The organism is Plantactinospora sp. KLBMP9567, from assembly GCF_033446045.1.
Lineage (GTDB): Bacteria > Actinomycetota > Actinomycetes > Mycobacteriales > Micromonosporaceae > Plantactinospora.
In genome coordinates, this window is record NZ_JAWQRR010000070.1 from 24,459 (window position 1) to 42,597 (window position 18,139).

Annotated in this window: 14 protein-coding genes and 2 pseudogenes; 3 read left to right on the forward strand and 13 right to left on the reverse strand. The window is 68.7% G+C overall.

What is annotated here, in order from left to right; translation table 11 throughout:
* Positions 1-116: 116 nt before the first annotated feature.
* From R6Y94_RS44245 to R6Y94_RS44305, 13 genes and pseudogenes are all read right to left on the reverse strand, one after another.
* Positions 117-557: pseudogene (locus R6Y94_RS44245) on the reverse strand (transposase); the annotation flags it as partial.
* 69 nt (positions 558-626) lie between these two features.
* The gene (locus tag R6Y94_RS44250) at positions 627-869 is read right to left on the reverse strand and encodes a hypothetical protein (protein WP_318403276.1); all 243 of its coding nucleotides are present in this window, start codon (positions 867-869) and stop codon (positions 627-629) included.
* Positions 870-914: 45 nt separating this feature from the next.
* Entirely contained in the window at positions 915-1,106 is a 192-nt protein-coding gene (locus tag R6Y94_RS44255) for a transposase (protein ID WP_318403303.1), read from the reverse strand.
* 118 nt (positions 1,107-1,224) lie between these two features.
* Positions 1,225-1,347, reverse strand: a complete 123-nt coding sequence (locus tag R6Y94_RS44260) for a hypothetical protein (protein WP_318403278.1) — start codon at positions 1,345-1,347, stop codon at positions 1,225-1,227.
* 117 nt (positions 1,348-1,464) lie between these two features.
* Positions 1,465-5,199 (reverse strand): glycosyl hydrolase, encoded by a 3,735-nt coding sequence (locus tag R6Y94_RS44265; RefSeq protein ID WP_318403280.1) that lies wholly within the window; start codon positions 5,197-5,199, stop codon positions 1,465-1,467.
* A 4-nt stretch (positions 5,200-5,203) separates the two neighbouring features.
* Positions 5,204-7,567 (reverse strand): beta-galactosidase, encoded by a 2,364-nt coding sequence (locus tag R6Y94_RS44270; RefSeq protein ID WP_318403282.1) that lies wholly within the window; start codon positions 7,565-7,567, stop codon positions 5,204-5,206.
* Positions 7,568-7,728: 161 nt separating this feature from the next.
* Positions 7,729-9,375: an exo-alpha-sialidase gene (locus R6Y94_RS44275; RefSeq protein ID WP_318403284.1), complete on the reverse strand. Its 1,647-nt coding sequence runs from the start codon at positions 9,373-9,375 to the stop codon at positions 7,729-7,731.
* A 15-nt stretch (positions 9,376-9,390) separates the two neighbouring features.
* Entirely contained in the window at positions 9,391-11,016 is a 1,626-nt protein-coding gene (locus R6Y94_RS44280) for an FAD-dependent oxidoreductase (protein WP_318403286.1), read from the reverse strand.
* On the reverse strand, positions 11,009-11,917 hold the full coding sequence (locus tag R6Y94_RS44285) for a dihydrodipicolinate synthase family protein (RefSeq protein WP_318403288.1): 909 nt from the start codon (positions 11,915-11,917) through the stop codon (positions 11,009-11,011). Before R6Y94_RS44285 ends, R6Y94_RS44280 begins: the two co-directional genes overlap by 8 nt.
* Before the next feature lie 28 nt (positions 11,918-11,945).
* Positions 11,946-12,782 (reverse strand): carbohydrate ABC transporter permease, encoded by an 837-nt coding sequence (locus R6Y94_RS44290; protein ID WP_318403290.1) that lies wholly within the window; start codon positions 12,780-12,782, stop codon positions 11,946-11,948.
* The gene (locus R6Y94_RS44295; protein WP_318403292.1) at positions 12,775-13,710 is read right to left on the reverse strand and encodes a sugar ABC transporter permease; all 936 of its coding nucleotides are present in this window, start codon (positions 13,708-13,710) and stop codon (positions 12,775-12,777) included. The genes R6Y94_RS44290 and R6Y94_RS44295 overlap by 8 nt, the downstream gene beginning before the upstream one ends.
* 80 nt (positions 13,711-13,790) lie before the next feature.
* Positions 13,791-15,035: an ABC transporter substrate-binding protein gene (locus R6Y94_RS44300; protein ID WP_318403293.1), complete on the reverse strand. Its 1,245-nt coding sequence runs from the start codon at positions 15,033-15,035 to the stop codon at positions 13,791-13,793.
* Entirely contained in the window at positions 15,032-15,817 is a 786-nt protein-coding gene (locus R6Y94_RS44305) for a FadR/GntR family transcriptional regulator (RefSeq protein ID WP_318403295.1), read from the reverse strand. Before R6Y94_RS44305 ends, R6Y94_RS44300 begins: the two co-directional genes overlap by 4 nt.
* Positions 15,818-15,963: 146 nt before the next feature.
* On the opposite strand from R6Y94_RS44305, the gene R6Y94_RS44310 reads away from it, so the two are divergent.
* From R6Y94_RS44310 to R6Y94_RS44320, 3 genes and pseudogenes are all read left to right on the forward strand, one after another.
* Entirely contained in the window at positions 15,964-17,382 is a 1,419-nt protein-coding gene (locus tag R6Y94_RS44310; RefSeq protein ID WP_318403297.1) for an FAD-dependent oxidoreductase, read from the forward strand.
* A gap of 47 nt (positions 17,383-17,429) precedes the next feature.
* Positions 17,430-17,870, forward strand: a complete 441-nt coding sequence (locus R6Y94_RS44315) for a glycosyltransferase (protein WP_318403299.1) — start codon at positions 17,430-17,432, stop codon at positions 17,868-17,870.
* A pseudogene (locus R6Y94_RS44320) lies at positions 17,867-18,139 on the forward strand (glycosyltransferase); the annotation flags it as partial. The gene R6Y94_RS44315 and the pseudogene R6Y94_RS44320, both read left to right, overlap by 4 nt.

Sequence of the window (18,139 nt, forward strand, 5' to 3'; positions counted from 1 at the left end):
TGGAGTTTGGCTCGCCGGCCGAAGACGGTGCAGGCGTTGGCGGTTCGGGCGCGGATCGTGCTGGCGTGCGCGGAGCGCCTGTTCCACAGCGAGGTGTCTCGCCAGCTAGTGCCGCATCAGGCAGCGTTCGCCCTGTTGACTACTTGGCGTAGGCGTTCGTCGACGGCGTGGTTGTTCCGCCAGATGATGTATCGGCGGATCATGCTGCCCTGCTCGGTGTGGCTGGTGTGGTCGGTGCCGTCGAGTGCGAAGTAGCGCAGGGCGGTGAACTGCGCCTCGATGCGGTTGAGCCAGGAACTGTTGGTCGGCGTGTAGGCGAACTGGACGTTGTTCGCCGGGGCCCAGTCACCCACACGGGTGTCCTTCTTTGTGCTCAGGTGCGGAGAGTAGTTGTCGAGCACGATCGCGATGCGGATCTCGGGTGGGTGGAGGCTGCGCAGGTATCGGCAGAACTCCAGAAACCGTGTCCGGTGTTTCTTCGGCTTGATGTGGCCGTAGAGCCGGTCTGTGCTCAGGTCGTAGGCGGCGAACAGGTGCCGGACGCCGTGCGGGCGGGTGTAGGTCGCCCGCCGGCGTGCCCGGGGTTCCCGACCAGGGTCCTTGTGCCGTCCACCCCGCTCGGCCCACTACCGGCCAGGATGGGGCTGGAGATTCAGGGGACCGAACTCGTCCAGGCAGAACACGACCTCGGGCTCGCCGACCTCGGGTACGACCTCGCCGTCGGCGATCGCGTAGAGGTGCTCGACGCGGGCCTTCTTGGCGGCATAGTCCGGGTCGCGGGAGGTCTTCCAGGTCTTCACGCGTTGAAACGACACGCCCTCCTCGCGGAGCAGGACCCGTAGGCCCTCGTGGCTGATGTCGTCGATCACCCCCTCGGCGACCAGGAAGTCGGCCAGCTTGGCGGCTCAACGAAGTTAGCGGGGGTCGAGGTGACCTCGGGTGCGTCGGGTGGTGGCGCAGCGGGTGCGTAGTCGCTGGTTGACGGGGCTACGGAAGCCGTAGGCGTCGCGGGCGACGGTCTTGATCACCCGGTTGGTGCCTTCGGAGGCGGCGTTGGTGATTCCGGTGCGGATGAACGCAAGGATCTGTGGCCACCAAGTCTCGATTGTGGTGTTTCCTGCCGTAACCGCGCCAGCTCGTCACGCTCCGCGCTGGTCAGCCCGTCCGTACGGGTGCCGGCGTCGAGGTCGGTCTGCTTGACCCAGTCCCGCACCGCGGTCTCGGTCAGGTCGAGGTCCTTCGCGACCTGACCGAGACCGCGCGGTCACCCCGCCGGCGCACCTCGACGATCTCCGCCTTGAACTCCGGCGTGAACGCCCGACGCGGTCGGCGTGGCTTCTTACCCATGCCTTCCATGATGAACATCCTCCCGAGGAGGCTCACAGCCCTGATCTCGGATGTCCGTCAACCGGGTCAGGCCCACCCGCTCGCCCTCGGACCGGCCCCACCACCCGACATCGACACTCATGCCCTGGCTGCCACCTCGCTGATCTGGACGTTCCTGGTCGGACGAACCGGATCCCAGGTGTCGGTGATGCGCAGCCGCAGGTACCGGGCAGTGATCGCGGCGAACGAAACGGTGCCGCCGGCGGAAGGATGGCCGGGCACGGTGGCGACCGTCCGCCACGATCTGCTGTCGTTCGACGCCTCGATGGTGAAGGTACGGACGCCGAAATCCGACTGTCCGCCGACCGTGACCGAGCTGATCGAGACTGGCGCGCCGAAGTCGAACCCGAACATCGCGGGGTTGTCTGCGGTCGGGCCCTGTCCGGCGGACTTGCCCCACGACGAGTAGTACGTGCCCGGTTGACCGTCCACGGCCAGCTCTGCGGGGAAACGATCCTGGCCGGTTTCCGCGATGAGCCGTGGGTACCGCGCTCCCTCGGTGTTGAGGGCGAGGTTGTTCGAGTGGCTGAGCCACTGTTGGGTGGTAGCGGTCAGGCCGTTGCTGGCCCGGGCGGTTACGGTCAGTACGCTGGTGCCCGAGTCGGGACCGGAGTTGCGTACTGCGGCAGGGATGATCGCCGAGCCGCCGGCTGGGACGACGATGGCCGGTGGCCCTGTCGCAGTGATTCCGATCGGGCCGGTGGCATCGACGTTCACCCGTACCGGCTGGTTCGAGGCGTTGGTAACCAGCATTCCCGCCTCGGTGTACCCCCCGGCCGCCAGCGGAAGCATCCGTTGCGTCGGCTCCACCGTGAGCACTGCGGCGGTGGCGGCGTATGGGCGAATCGATACCGGGCCGAGCAGACCATAATCCATTCGGGGCTGGGACGCGGCACCGGTGCCCGGAGCGACCCGGACGGCATTGCGCAAGGTGGAGGCGACCCGCACCGTGATGGTGTTGTCGCCGGGGCGCAGATGGGCGCTGACGTCGACGCGGCCGAGGTCCATCGGGTTGACCGGTGGCAGGTCGCGGCCGTTGACGTTGACCCTGACCGTGTCGACGACCGTGCCGAGATCGAGGTGTGCACCACGCACCCGGGTCCAGTCCGGACCGAGCCGGAACCGGGTGGTGTAGGTACCGACCCCGGAGACGTCGGCGAGATCGTCATCGAGCTGCGACCACGCGGGCAGCGTACGGTCCGGGTTGGCGGGCACGGCCACCGGCCCGATCGTGGTGTGCGCGGTGTCGCCAGGCAGGCCGGACGGTCCGGGCGTCCAGCTGTCCACGGTCAGCGACCAGTCGGTCAGCCGCACCGGTTGCGGTGCCAGGCCGCCGGGCCCGGTCCCGGAGGCTACGGAATCGCGGATGGCGGGGCCGGGGAACGTCGTGTCGCGGCGGGCGGTGACGGCGATGACCATCGCATCGTGCCCGGCCAGCCGCACCGGCAGGGTGACTGTCCCCCGACCCTTGCGGTAACCGGGGATCGGTGTGATCCCACCGGTCCACGTGTCCAGACGGTAGGGCACGCCGTCGCCGGTCAGGGTCAGATTCTGGTAGGTGGTGGACGCGCTCTGGTTGAACAGGTAGTAGTAGTCGACCCCGGCACCGTGCCGGCGTACGTCGAGGATCGCGTCGGACGGCCTCACGTGAGCGGCGGCGGCGCGGATCCCGGCGCGCTGCAGCGCACCTGGGACAGCGGCCTCGCTGTCGACCCGCACCACCCCACCTTGGCGCAGCAGCTCGGCGATGACCGCGCGCAGCTGGGGGTCCTGGTCCGGCTGGTAGCCCGGGGTGCTGCTGGGCAACTCGCCGAGAATCACCACGGGCAGGCCCTGCCGGGCCATCCGCAGGATGGTGCGGGCGGTGTCCAGGGGCAGGGTCGTCTGGTTGTTCAACAGCAACGCGCGGTACGCGGACGCGTTGGGAAAGAGCGTGCCGTGGCGTACCGTCGCGTCTGGATCACGCAGGTGGGCCGGGCTGACGTACTCGTAGGTGTACCCGGCGGAAGCCATCGCCGACGAGTCGGGAATCAGCTTGTTCGCCGACGTGCCGGTCAGGCCGATGCCGAAATCCTGCCAGTACACGGCCAGGTCGAAGCGCGGCTTGCCTTGGCGCAGTACCAGCTGCATCCGGGCCAGGTGGTCATTGACCTGTCGGTAGTCGGCCCAGTTCGGTCCGCCCTTGGCGCCGAACGCCTCCGAGTACGAGGCGTTGCCGCCGTAGCTCATTCCGGGCCAGATCGACTGCGCGGCGGAGCCGGCCGGACCGCGGCTCAGGTACGGAAAGCCGTGCCAGACGAGTTGGTTGACGCCACCGGCGTAACCCCGGTAAACCGCCTGCAGGTTGGAGGTGTCGGAGGCGTCGCCCACCGTGGACCCCCAGACCTTGCCCCGGAACGCGCAGCATTCGTCGGAGACGACCGGGGCGCCGGAGAGGTGGGCACCGGCGGCCACGACCTTGTAGTTCTGCACGTTGCTGTGCGCACTGTCGTTACGGCCGAACGCCAGCGACTCACCCTCGGGGACGTCGATGTGGCTGGCCGCCTCGGCAGCGTCGATCGCCTCTCCGTACGGCTGCGCACGGGTCTTCATGTGGTGCTCGCGGGTCCATTCGCGCAGCACGTCGAGTCGGTACGCGATGTACAGGTCGCTGAGCGTCTGCCGGTAGTCGGTACGGACCCGGTCACCAACACCGTCGGCGAAGTCGAAGTACGGCTGGCCGGGGAACCGACCCGGCAGTCCGCCCTGGGCGCCGGCGCCGGCCAGTGCCGGCAGCAGGCTGACCGGGGAATAGCCCCGCCGTCGCGTCCACTCGGCGACGAGGTTCGACGTCCACTTCTGGGCACCCAGCTCCAGCGAATCCTCGAACAACTCGGTGGTGGCCAACTGCTCCAGGAGTGCCTGGACGTCCGGGGTGAGAATGTTGTCTTCGTAGAAGTCGATCACCGCTTGGGCGCCGGCCGGGCTCAACGTGTCGAGCGCGTAGTTCGTGACGGTCGCGGTGTAGCCGTTGAGGTTGCCACCGTTCGGGGTCTGGTAGAAGGCGATCAGCGCGTAGGTGCTCTCCGCGTCGCCCGGGAACACCATGTCCAGCGTGCCGTCGGCGGCTACCTGGGCGGTGACGTCGGTGACGCTGGCCTGGTCCAGCAGCCGGGGCGATGGCTGGCTGGCGCACTGCGGGTCGACACACTTCGCGACCAGCGCGGCGATGAGGGTCCGATTGGCCCCGGCCGGCGGCGCGGTGTCGAAGTTCGTGGGTAGTGCTCCGGTGCGCCTCGTGCCACCGGCGCCGAACTCGTGCGAGAAGACGATCTTCTGGGCTGCGGCCGGGTGGTTCACGTCGGCCACCGTCGGCACGGTCGCCGGCCACCGCGGGCCAATGCTGAAGTCGAGATTCAGACCGGTGTCCCGGGCCGCCGAGAGCATGGTCTCCACCTTTTCCGTCCACAGCGGCGTGCCCCAGCCGTAGGTGGACAGGAACGGGTTGGTGCGGTAGCCGGGACCCTCGGACAGAAACGGGGCGACTTCGGCGCCGCCCGCACCGGCCTGTTTCATCTGGGCAAGCTCGGCGGCCAACTGTTGGTCGTCGGTGTACGCCAGCGGCATCCACCAGCGATACTTCGGCCGCACCGAGGTCGGCGGGTCGGCAAAACTGTCCCGGGTGAGCAGCGGCACGGCGACCGGACGGGTGCTGGATGCAACGTCGGGGTGGGCGGTCGCCGTCGAGCCGGTCACGACCAGTGAGGTGGCCGCGACGGTGACGGCCAGCAGGTAGACGACGGCGCGGTGGCGGCGTGAACGAACGAGTCTCATCGGATCACCCCCGCCGACCCCGGCCGAGCCGGAAGAGGTAGGTCTCGTGCTCGCCGCACTCGATGGTGAAGCTGTCGGTATCGCGCGCCAACGGTGTGCGACTCGGGTCGAAGGCGTCGGTGACGGCTGCCACCGTGCGGGGCAGGCGAATCGTACGCGGCCCGCCCTGCGTCGCGTGGAGAGCGATGAACTCGTGGTTGGCGTAGAAGACGTCGTCCACGTCGTTGTAGATGTGGACCCCCGCTCCCCTGGCGGCATTCTGTAGGAATCGCGGTGGAATGCGCGGCCCGACCGTGTACGTCGAGTAGCCGCCCCGACGGTGCGGGACGCGGACGACGCCGGGAAGCGTGGTGCCGTTCACGTTGGCCAGCACCTCGGCGTCGACACCGGTCGGGTGGATCAGCGGGTTCCCCTTCACGCTCGTGGTGCCGAACAGGGTGCCCGTCGCGACGCCGGACAGCGCCGGGGAGTCACTGGCCAACGTCCTCACTCGGAGGTCCACCGTGGGCAGCTCGGGCGCCGCCACCTCGATTCCGGTCAGATCGCGAACCCCGGCCACACCGGGGGCGCCGTGGCCGAACCAACCCGCGCCGTGGCCCCACAGGAAGCTTCTGCCCTGGTCGCGCAGTCGTTTGACGACCTGACGTAGGTGGCGGTCGACCTTGATGCTGTTCAGGAAGATGAACAGCTTGTGGTGGTGCGTCCGACGGTCGTGCAGGTCCTGGGCGTGCAGAATGTCGTAAGGCGTGCCCATGCGCCCCAGCTCGAGTCGCTGCCCGTAAAGGAACTGCTGGTTGTGGTTGCGGCTGTGGCTGAAGTAGGCGTAGCTCTCCTCGTCCACGACCACCGCGACCTGGGCGGCGGAGCGGCGGTCCGCACGCATCGACTCGGCCACCAGGCCGCGCGCGTTCGCCATGAAGGCCATCATTTCGGGGTCGTCGTACCAGCCGCCCCACATGTCGAACCACCACAGCCCGGCGCCGGTCGCCAGCGCCCGGGCGAGGTTGTTCTTCAGCAGCGCCAACGTGATCGCCGGGTCCTCAGGGCCCAGCCACAGACTGCTGTCATACTGCCCGGGCACGCTGCCGGTCGGGTTGACCTCCGGCGCGACGACCGACAAACCCTGGCTGAGGTGGGTACGCGTGTCCGACTCGCTCATCCACAACTTGCCGTGCAGCTTGACCGAGTCGGTGAGGCTGAAGTAGGCCCAGTCGTTGCCGGGCTGGCGACGGACGTAGCTGTTCGGACTGGCGAGGAATTCGACCTGCGGCGACGCGAGGACCTGGCGTAGGGCGTTCTGTCCCACGTCCACCTGGGTGGTTTCCATGTTGTAGCCGTAGAACGCGCCGGCCAGGGCGGTGTCACCGACCTCCTGCTTGACCACGCGGCAGAAGTGGATGACCGCGTCGGCCACCGCATGCGAGTGGAACTGGTAGTAGTCGATGGATGGTTGCTCGGTGACCGGGTCGCGCAGGATCCGGCTCTCGTCGCCGAGGCGCGCGGTCGCGTCCGGGATGGTCGCCGTGTGCAGCGAAACCGTGTCGTCCTGCCAGGCTGCGCGTAGGGCCCGGTCGGTCCGGTAGGTACGACCTAGCCAAACGCGGAAAGCCTGCTGGTGTGACCGGCTGTATTCCGGAAAGCGGTCGCGGTTGCCGTGGTACATCCACTCTTCGGTCTGGCCGGCCCCGAGGTGGTACGCGATGACCGACCGCCCCAGGGGCGACCGCGAGTTGTGCCGGATGAGGGCCCGCAGCACGTCGCCCGCCTGCCGCTTCCACACCGTCGAGCTGAACGACTGGCGCAGGGTACCGCCGTCCGAGGCGACGCTGAGCTCGTCCGGATGGAGCGCCTCCCACCACTCGGGTACGTCCAGGTTGACCCGCAGGAGCACGAGCGCGTCCGGACACGCGTCGAGCACCCGCGCCAGGTCTTCGTCGATGGGAGTGAAGTCGTACTCGTTCGGCCCTTTCCAGATGCCGGGGCGGAAAGGTCTGATACCGCTCGTGGAGTTGATGCCCCGGTCGCCGAGGAACGAGGCCACGCTGAACAGGCGGTAGCCGGCGTCGGCGAAGTCACCGAACTGGCCCCGGTGCGGGAGATAGGTCATGTAGGCGACCGCGGGCAGTGGCTGGCCGTTGAGCAGGATGGCCGGGGCACCGTTGTGGTCGCCGACGGTGACGCGGCGGCGCGACGGGTGTTGGCCGGTGGCGAATGCGGGGTCGGCTCGGACGAGGGCAGCGGCCGTCGCGGTCAGCGCCGTCGTCGTAATGAGGCCTCGTCGCGTCAGGTTCGGATTGGACATCTCGGCGAGCCGTCCTTCCTCGAAGGCGGGAACTGCACCTGATCTATGTCGGAAACCTACTGACATCCACCTTGCACTGTCAATAAGTTTCGTGCGGCCGAATGGCCCATCATCCGCCCTGGTCACACGGGGCACCGATCCAATATGGACGGCCTCGGTCAGCCCATCCCCGGGGGCGGAGACAGGCTGATCGAGGACCGCGGCCGTACGCTAGCCGGACTCCCGCATCACCACACCACGGCAGCGGTTTCCCGCCAGCGTTCGGCGGACCCGGCGGTGTCGGTCGACCGGTAGGCGACCGTGTGGTAGCCCGGCGCGAGGATCAACCGGCCGTCCACCAGGGTGACGGGCCGGCCGTCGACGAGTACTTCGGTGCCCGCCACCGGGTTTGCACCGCCGCTGACCGCGGTGAACGTGGCCGTCTCGCCGGCGATGTGGACAGTTGTCGACGGACCGTACGGGAACGCCTCCCTGGCCCGGAACCAGTCCTTCGGCAGCGACAGGTGACCCGTCCCGCCGAAGCTCCCCGGAGCCGTGTAGTAGACGAGGTGGATGCGGTCCCGTGCGTAGAGCATGGCTGGATAGTGGACCCGGGCGTTGCTCCGGTACTCGATCTGCCGGTAGTTGGTCCAGGTGACGCCGCCGTCCAGACTGATCCTCGACGCCAGCACCCGTCGGCTGCCCTCCGGGGCGTCTGCCGTGGTGATGAGCACGATCCCGGGGCCGTTCGGCATCCGGGTCAGCAACGGTGGCGCGGCCGGGTGAGTGACGTCGCTGCGTTCCGGCGTGGTCCAACTCGCGCCAAAGTCCCGGGATCGCGACTGCCACAGGAATCCCTGCGTGGTGCGCATGAGCATCAGCAACTGGCCCGGACCGTACTCGGCGATGGCCGGCTCGATGAGACCGAGCCGGATGTCGGCTCGCAACCCGCCCGGGGTCTGGTTGGTCCAGGTCCGGCCGTTGTCGTCGGAGGTAAAAATGATGACGGCGCGGCTGTCCGGATCCGACAGCTTGATGTTGATCGCTTGCAACAGCCGCCCGGTGGACAGCACGTACAGGCGCGCGTTGCTACCCGTCATGTAGCCGAACGAACCGTCCGTGATGGTCGTCGGACTGCTCCAGGTGACGCCCTCGTCATAGCTGCGGCTGAAGACCTTCCAAGCGGAGTCCGTCGCCTCGGCGACGGTGTAGCTGAGGCCCAGGCCACCGTCGGCCATCCGGACGACCGACGGCTGGATGAAGCTCTGCGTACCGCCGAGCTGTCCGAACAGAACCGACTCGGCGGACCAGGTGGCACCGCCATCGCCCGAGGTACGCGCGGCAATGGTGGACGCGGAAAGGTCGCCCAGCCCTTCGTAGCGACCGTAGGTGTACATCAGCCGGCCGTCGCGCAGCTCCACCAGCGAACCTTCGCCGTTGCGGGGATTGCCGAGCATCGTGGGCGCCACCACGGTCGCACGGGTCAGCGAGTTGATGGCCGCCGTGGTCACCGGGGACGAGACGGCCCAGTCGGTGTCACCCTTCGCGGTCCGTGCCCGGATCCGGAACACGTACGTGGTGCTGGCGGCAAGACCGCCGGCGGTGAAGGCATGGGCGGTACCGGGGGTCGAGCCCTGGGCGGTCCAGGTGGCGGGTGTGGGTTCGCCGGCGCCGTCGGCGACTGTGCCGGCCTCGATCTCGAACCGTTGCGGGCGTGGTACGCCGTACGTCCATCGCCAGGCCAGTGCGACGCTGGAGGCGGTAGTGGCGTGCGCGAAAACGACCTGCGGCACGGGTCGTCGATTCGGCGAGGCCGCGACGGGGGTGGCGGCGAAAACCTGCGCGACGGCGACGCCGACGGCAGCGGTTGCGAGCAGATGTCTTCGCGGTTTCAAGGTCGGTCCTTTCGATCAGTAGCCACGGACCTCGGGCCACCGCAGCTCGACGCCGTGACTGGTGAGGATGCTCTGAAAGGTGCCCAGGTGCCGGGGATCTTCCCGCACCTGGTGAGGTTCGGTGCCGTGGCCCAGGCAGTAGGCGGCAAGGTGTCCCGCGGCCTCGCCGACGTTCCATTCGACGGGGTGGACGCGGTAGCAGCCGTTGGTGATGTGCGTGGTACCGATGTTCTTGGCGGCCGGGAGCAGGTTGCGCATGCGCACCGGCAGGAGGGCACCGAGGGGGATCTCAAAAGGGTGGGCGGCGGCGTACATTCGCGCGCCGCCGTGGGTTCCGGGGTGGAGGTCGATCTTGTAGCTGCCGATGCCGACGCTGTCGGCGTGCCGGACGGCGCCGTACTCACCACGGTCGGCGACGGCAATGTCGTGTTCCCGGATGGTGGTGACCGCCCGGATGCGCCGGCTCTCCCGGATGTACGGGGCCATGGCCAGGCCGTCGGGTGTGCCAGTGACGTCAGGACGCAGCCGCAGGCCGGGGAATCCGGTGCCACCGTCGGCCCGAGGCGCCTCGGTCTGCAGCCAGTAGAACAGACTGAGGCTGAGCTGCCGCGCCGCACGCAGGTTGGCCTCCGCCAACGTCGCCGGCACGTCCACGATGGACCCGCCGTGGTAGTCGTTGGCCGACCAGTTGACCAGGGTGATGTCGCTGGGCGGGGACGGCGTGAGGTTGTGTCGGCACAGCAGCCGCCGGAAGCGCCACAGGTCGGCGATCGGGCTCCAGCCGGCCGGCGGGGCAAACCGGCCGGTGTGGGAGGCGGAGACGATGACCTTTTCGTCCGACGCCGCATCCGGGTTCGGTCGCAGGACTCCGTGGCCGGGTTCCGGGTTCGGCCAGCCGATCTGCTGTGCGGGGCGGACCGGGGCATCGGCCGCCCGCCAGCGGTCGTAGTCGACGGGCCGGTCGATGGTGTGATCCTCCCCGGCCCGGTGGTCCATCGCGAAGCAGACGGTGAATCCCTGCATCCGCTGCGGCTCGGCGTCTGCGGCGGCGTGCGGCTCACCGGTCTCGCCGGCCGGCTCGGCTCCGGTGACGTACTCGACCCCGGCCAGGGGCAGCAGGTCACCCGTTTCCGTGGCATCCAGGACGTAGTCGGCGTGGATGTCGACCTCGTGACCGGTCGCCTCGTCGACGAATCGGACGGAGCTGACCCGGTCGGCGTCCACGGTGGCCGCGATCGGACGGTGTGCGTGGAGCACCTGGACGGTGCCGGCCGCGCGGTGTGGCGCCATCATCGCCTCGATGACGGCCAGGGCGACGGTGGGCTCGTGACACAGGGCGGACACGGAACCGCGTCCCGGGTTGAGGTGGCGGACCGCCCGCGCCCGGGCGGACAGTGGATACCAGCGCCGGTAGTACTCGCGTATGCCGTCGCGCAGCGAGCGGTAGCTGGCCGTCGCCCCGAACTGCTCGATCCACGGATGTTCGTCCGGTGGCACCGCCTGGGAGGTGAGCTGACCGCCGAGCCACCGGGTCGGCTCGGTGAGAATCGCGCGATGCCCGCAGCGTGCCACGGCGAGCGCGGCGGCGACCCCGCCGAGCCCGCCGCCGACGATGAGGATCCCGGTGCGCAGCTCACTCATCGGCCGCGTCCAGGACGGGTACGCCCGCTCGACGCAGCACGGCGCGGATACGATCCGCCCCGCCCGGGCCGAGGCGGGGCAGCGGTGCGGTCAGCTCGGGGCCGCACAGCCGACGCAGGCTCGCGGCCGTCTTCAGCGCGCTGAGCCAGAATCCCGCCTCGTACAACCCGAACAACGTGTCGATGCGCCCCTGGGCCCGGGCCAGGGCGGCCCGGTCCCCTGCGGCGGCGGCCCCGATCGCGGCGGTCACCACGTCCGGGTCGATGTTGGCGATGCCGGCCACGGCCCCGTCCGCGCCATGGTCGAGGCTGCGGGCGATGAGCCGCTCGGCACCCTGGAACACCGCGAGACCGTGCTGCCGGGCCGCGTCGGACAGCTGGGTGTACGCGTCCCAGTCCGCGCTGGAGTCCTTGAGCGCCACCACGTTCGGCAGAACCGCCACGGCGTCGACCACCTCGGGCGTGATCGGGTTCTGCGTCGCCGAGGGCAGGTTGTACAGGACGATCGGGGCCGGGGTGCTGGCGGCCACGGCGTGCAGATGCTCCGCGACGGGCTCGTGCCCGTCGAACACGAAGTACTGCGGAGCCATCACGACCACGGCGTCGGCCCCGGCGGCCATGGCCTGTTCGGCGGCCTCGATCACCCGCCGGGTTCCTGCCTCGGGTACGCCGGCCAGTACCGGCACCCGCCCCGCCGCCTCCGCCTGGAACGCCTTGACGACTTCGGTGCGGACGGCCGTGGTGAGGGTCGGGCCCTCACCGCAGGATCCCAGAACGAACAGCCCCGACACTCCACCGTGGACGAGGTGTTCGGTCAGCCGGGCCACCGCCGGCAGGTCCACCGTGCCGTCCGGACGCAGTGGGGTGATGACCGGTGGGATGTTGCCCCGCAGTTCGATCACGTGGTTCCTTCCATGGATGGGGTCTGCCTCAGCGCACGGCACCCTGGGTGATGCCGGCGATGAAGTGCCGCTGCATGGCGAGCAGGCAGACCACCAACGGCAGGATCGACAACACGGTCCCGGCGGTGATCGCCGACCAGGGTGAGATCGCGGCGTCACCGAGCTGGATCTGGCTGTGCAGGAAGGCCAGGCCCATCGGCAGGGTGAACTGGTCCGAACTCTGCAGCATGATGAGTGGGAGGAGATAGGCGTTCCAGCTGCTCAGGAACAGCATCAGGCCGGCCGCGCCGAGCCCCGGCCGGATGAGCGGGAACGCCACCTTGAGGAAGGTCGACCACTCGCTGGCGCCGTCGAGGCGGGCGGCGTCGAACAGCTCGTCCGGTAGCTGCCGGAAGTACTGGCGGAGCAGGAAGAGGGTCAGCGCGTGCGCCGCCAGCGGGAGCACCACCGCCGCGTACGTGTTGAGCAGGCCGAGTTCCCGCATGATCGTGTACTGGGGAATGACCGTAACGTACTCCGGGATCGCGAGGCTGGCGATCACCATCCCGAACAGGACGGAACGCCCGGCGAAGACGTGCCGCGCGAAGCTGAATGCGGCCAGCGCGCTGACCGCCAGTCCCAGCGCGGTGGTCGCAATGGCGATCAGCAGCGTGTTACCCAACCACCGCGGAATCTCGGTATCGGTCAACGCGATGAGGTAGTTGTCCAGGGTCAGCCGGGCGGGAACCGGCGACGGGTCCGACAGGTCCTCCACCGGCTTGATGGAGGACAGCACCAGCCAGTACAGCGGAACGGCGGCGAACAGCGCGACGACCGCGAACATCACATAGTAGGGCAGCCGCCGGGCCAGAGTGCGTTCACGCATCGGTCTTGCTCCTCAGCAACCGGGTGATCACCAAGGTGGTGGTGATGATCAGAAGAGCGAGCAGGACGGACGACGCCGCGCCCTTGCCCAGGTCGAACTCGAGGAAGGATGCCTGGTAGATGTACATCACCGCAGTGAGGGTCGACCGGGCCGGGCCGCCCTCGGTGAGAACCTGCGGTTCGGCGAACAGCTCCCACGCGGCGATCGACGACGCGACGAGGACGAACATGGTGACCGGGCGCAGCAGTGGCAGCGTGATGTTCCAGAACCGGCGCCACGGCCCGGCGCCGTCGATCTGTGCGGCCTCGTAGAGATCGAGCGGGATGGCCTGCAGGCCGGCGAAGAGGATGATGGCGTAGTACCCGACGACCCGCCAGACCCGCAGCACGACGATCGACCACGGAGCCAGGGCCGGGTCACTGAGGAACCCGATCGGCTCCACGCCCAGCCTGGCCAGGCTCTGGTTGATGAACCCGAGGTTCTCGTTGTACAGCAGGTCGAAGACCATCGACACGGCGATCAGCGACATGGTCACCGGGATGAAGACGAGGATCTGTACGGCGTTGCGGGTCCGCGCGCGGAGCTGGCCGAGCCCGACTGCCACGACCAGGCACACGGGTAGCAGGAGCGCCAGGTAGGACAGCAGCATCGTGGTGGTGTTCCCCAGCGCGGTCCCGAAGATGGGATCGTCGATCGCCCGCTTGTAGTTGTCGACGCCGCTGAACGTGGGACTCGCGCCGATCGGCCAGTCGGCGAAGCTCATCCCCGCGGCCAGTACGACCGAACCGGCACCGAACGGGAGGAACAGGGCGAAGAACGGGGCGATGAACAGGTACGGCAGGTACGGCCGGTACGGGCGCTGGTCGCGCCTGGCTCGACGACGGCGAATGCCCGGTGCCTCCGGCGCGGGTGGCGGGGGCGGCACCACCTCGGCGGTTTTCTGAACAGACCTGGTAGCGATCGGTGTCCGGCCCTCGGATTGGCTACCGGGACGAATCGCTCGCACGGCTAGCGACGCCGCAGTTCGGCGAGGGACTCGCTCGCAGCCTGCTGCGGTGTCCACTTGCCGAGCAGGGTCTGGTCCAGCGCGTACTGGACGGTCTTGGTGACCGCAGCCCAGTCGGCATAGCTGAACGGCGGCAGAGTAACTGCGGCCAGGTCAGCGCCGATCTTCTGGCCGAAGTACGGGTTCGGCTGCTCCGGCTCCAACAACTGCGCGGCCGGCTTGTAGCCGATCAGGCCGAGTGCCTGCTGCTGCGCCTTGAGCCCTTCCGGGGTCAGCCACCACTTGACGAACTGGCGTACACCGTCGGGGTTGCGGGTACGGGCCAGGCCCGCGTACAGGCTGCCGCCGAAACCACCGGTCTGGACCGGTGCGTCAGCGGCCCACTTGGGCCAGGTCAGCAGGCGCCACTTGCCCGCCTGGTCCGGCACGTTCTTCGGCAGGGTGAGCGATCCCACCGAGAAGTTGGCGCCGAACCCGACCACCGTCTCGGACTTGACCGCGTCGAAGAACGACGGTTCCGCCCAGTAGCCGCGGTAGGCGATCTCCTCCTTCCGGCGCTGCGCGAAGTAGTCAAGGGTGTCGGCGACCAGCGCCGCATCGGCGACGACCGTGCCGTCCTCGGCGATCCACTGCCCGCCTCTGGAGTGGTAGAAGCCGTTGAAGTAGTTGAACCCGTCGACGCCACCCGGCTGCAGGAACAGGTGTTTCTTGCCGCCGGTGGCCTGTTTGAGCGCACGACCGGCCTCCGCCATCGCGCTCCAGGTGTCCAGGGTGTCGACGTCGATGCCATGCCGGGCGAGGGCCTCGCGGTTGGCCCAGAGCCCCATGTTGCCCGGACCCATGAGAAATGCGTGGATCCTGCCGTTGAAGCCGAGCAGATAGCCGGGCGGAAAGTCCTTCTCGAGCGGGCCGAGGGTGTCGGTGAGGTCGAGAAACTGCCGGGTCCGGAAGAACTCGTCGGATCGGCGCAGAACGAGTTGGGTCACATCAGGCAGGCCCGTACCGCCGGTCAGCGCTACGAGCAGCCGCTCGTGCAGGTCGTCGAGCGAGTAACTGACGATGTCGACGTCGAGGTCGGGATGCGCCGCCGCGAACGCCTCGAGATGTTGCTTCTGGTTGGTGGAAAAGGTCCAGATGGTCAACTTGTTCGAGGACCCGGAATCGTCGCCGCCGCACGCGGGCAGCAGCGATACACCGGCGAGGCTGGCGACTCCGCCGAGCAGGCGTCGTCTGGTGATGGTGGTCATGTGTCATCTCCCGATGGAGCGGCCGTTGGCGTACCAGCGTCTGAGGTGGACGGACGAGCGTTGCCGGCGAGTCGCTCGCGGGCTCCCGCGAGCAGTCGTTCGGCGTCACGACGGGCGAGCCAGTCCCGCAGGTCGGCGAAGTGGTCGCTCATCGCGGCAGCGGCACTTGCGTCGTCGCCGGTCCGCAGCGCGTCGACGATCGCCTGGTGCCGGGCGGCGCGGGCGTCGGCCGCTGGAGGGGTCCGGTCCAGTCCGTGGCGCATCCGGTGGAACACCTCCCAGAACAGGTCGATCATCTGAAGGACGAGACGGTTGTCGAGCGGTTCGAACAGCCGCCGGTGGAACTGGCGGTCCAGTTCAGCGGCGATCGGCTCCACTTCGGCCTGCTGCATCGATTGCGCCAGCGCGTCGAGTTCCCGCAGGTCGGACGGTCTGATCGCCTGGCGCACCTTCGGCATCAGTCCCTCCTCCAACGACTCACGCAGCTCCAGCAACTCACGGAGGTCGCGTTCACTGAGCTGAAACCCGTACGGCAGGTTCTCCAGGATCGGCGCGAACGAGAACTCCGCGACGTAGACACCGCCACCATGGCGCGCATGCAGCACGCCGACCGACTCCAGGGACTTGATCGCCTCGCGGAGCGACAGGCGACTGACGCTGAACGCGGAAGCCAGTTCGGCCTCCGATGGCAGTGCGTCCCCTGGGCGCAAGCCATGCTCGTCGATGTACCGGCGCAGATCCTCCTGGATTCGCCGGTAGAGCGGAATTCTCCCGGTAGTCATCAGATCACTTTAGAGGATTCATCTGCTAACCTTCCGGCTCATCTGATGTGTTGGACCGTAGGGGCCGTGCGAGCGACAGTCAAGAGCCCGACCACGGCACCGACCCGGTACGTCAGCTGCCGGGCAGAGGCACCAGAGGAGTCCAGGTGACGAAGGCTGCTGGTAACCGTGGCGTCGTGGTCGTCGGCGGTGGCGCCGCCGGCATCGCAGCCGCCGTGTGTGCCGCCCGCGCTGGCGCGGCGACCACCCTGATCGAGGCACAGGGCTTCGTCGGCGGCAACTCCGCGATCCTGCCCTGGTTGGGATTCCACTCCCGGGACTACCGTCAGGTCGTGCGCGGCATCGCCGCCGAGCTCGTCACCGACCTCCACCGTCAGGGCCACGCATCCGGGTTCGTCCTTGACCCGGTCTGCGGCTCCGCGGTCTCGCTGGACAACCACCACTACCGGATCCGGGTCATGCGACTCCTCCACGACGCCGGGGTACGACTGCTGTTGCACAGTCCAGTCGTCGGTGTCGACCGCCGCGACGACCGCGTCACCGCCGTGCACGTTGAGAACAAGTCCGGGCGGCAGTCCATCCCCGGCGACATCTTCATCGATGCCAGTGGCGACGGAGACGTCGGATACCACGCGGGCGCGACGTGGTCCAAGGGCCGCACGGCTGACGGACGCGTTCAGGCCCCGACCCTGGTCTTCCGCGTGGGCGGCGTCGACCGTACCGCCATGGTCGAAGGATTGCGCCGCGACCACGGCCTCTTCCGCGACCTGCTGGCCGACCACCCGACCGTCCTGGCCAAACTACTCGACCGGCTCCCCGAGCAGGACGTCATCGTCTTCGGCGGGTTCACCCGCGCACTCGCCGAAGCCAGACAAGCGGGCACCATCGATGTACCAGCCACCCGCGTCGTCGGCGTCAAGACCCACCCCACCGACGAGTTCGCGGCCGTCAGCACGAAAGTCGCCGACTTCGATCCCACCGACACCGCCGCGATCAGCCGGGCCTACACCGAGGCCTACGCCCAGATTCCACAGCTGCTCGCGTTCTTCACTAAGGCGATCCCCGGCTTCGCCGGTTGCCGCCTGCTTGAGATCGCACCCATGCTCGGTATCCGGGAGAGTCGGCGTGTCCACGGCGACTACCTGCTCACCACCGACGATGTCAGCACCGGAGCGACGTTTCCTGACGCTGTCGCCATCGGCGCCTACCATATCGACATCCACCGCCCGGACGGCTCATGGGTCGACTCCAGGAGTGTACGGCCCTACGACATCCCGCTGCGCTGCCTGACCGCCAAAGGGATCGAGAATCTCCTCATCGCTGGAAAGTGCGTGTCCGCCAGCCACGAGGCCCTGGCGTCCACCCGCGTCATACCAACCTGCATGGCCCAGGGCCAGGCCGCAGGCACCGTCGCCGCACTCGCCGCCGCCCGGGACAAAGACCCCCGCGAGGTTCCGTACAGCTCCCTGCGAAACCGCCTTCGGCACGACGGAGCGCAGCTGCGAGAGACACTCCCACCCGCCGACCCCGCCCTGATCGAACGGTACGGAGCCCTGCCCACCTGATCGGAAGTGTGTCGATTTCCGTGTTTGGGCCTGTCCTGTAATCGAGATTGTTACTGGGTGTCTCGCACGCCGTCGACTACCAGCCGGTCTACCACGAGGAGAGCGCGCTGGGCCGGTTGATCCGCTCCGCTGACGCCGTCGTGCTGCCCTACGACTCTCGGGAGCAGGTCACCTCCGGCGTACTCGTCGCGGCGGTCGCCGCCGGAGTCCCCGTCGTCGCGACGCCCTTCCCGCACGCCGTCGAGTTGCTCACCGACGGTCCCGGCCTGCTCGTACCCCACGAGGATCCGGCGGCACTGGCCGCCGCCATCCGACGGATCCTGACCGAACCCGGCCTGGCCAGCAGCCTCGCCGATCGCACCCGCACCAGGAGTTCGACACTCCGATGGCCTGCGGTGGCGGCCCGATACCACGCCCTCGCCGAGCGGCTCCTCACCGACAGGGTCCGCGCCGGTGGCTCGCCTGCCGTGACCGCCGCACCGGCATGACCGCAGCCGCATCCCGCGTGCCTGTGCCCGCGCCCAGTTTCGCGCACCTGGCCCGGCTGACCGACGACACCGGCCTGTTCGAACATGCCCGGAATGCCACCGTACGCCGCGAGCACGGCTACTGCACCGACGACGTCGCCCGTGGACTGGTCGTCACCAGCCGCGAACCCGATCCGCCCGACGCCGTGCTGCAACTCGCCGAGTGCTACCTGACCTTCCTCACCCACGCCCAGGACGACAGCGGCGCCTTCCACAACCGGCTCGGTCAC

Bases quoted from the DNA above. Each gene is read 5' to 3' on its own strand.
- R6Y94_RS44265 (WP_318403280.1), bottom strand. From the start codon at position 5,199: ATGAGACTCGTTCGTTCACGCCGCCACCGCGCCGTCGTCTACCTGCTG.
- R6Y94_RS44270 (WP_318403282.1), bottom strand. From the start codon at position 7,567: ATGTCAGTAGGTTTCCGACATAGATCAGGTGCAGTTCCCGCCTTCGAG.
- R6Y94_RS44260 (WP_318403278.1), bottom strand. From the start codon at position 1,347: ATGGGTAAGAAGCCACGCCGACCGCGTCGGGCGTTCACGCCGGAGTTC.
- R6Y94_RS44290 (WP_318403290.1), bottom strand. From the start codon at position 12,782: ATGCGTGAACGCACTCTGGCCCGGCGGCTGCCCTACTATGTGATGTTC.
- R6Y94_RS44305 (WP_318403295.1), bottom strand. From the start codon at position 15,817: ATGACTACCGGGAGAATTCCGCTCTACCGGCGAATCCAGGAGGATCTG.
- R6Y94_RS44300 (WP_318403293.1), bottom strand. From the start codon at position 15,035: ATGACCACCATCACCAGACGACGCCTGCTCGGCGGAGTCGCCAGCCTC.
- R6Y94_RS44280 (WP_318403286.1), bottom strand. From the start codon at position 11,016: ATGAGTGAGCTGCGCACCGGGATCCTCATCGTCGGCGGCGGGCTCGGC.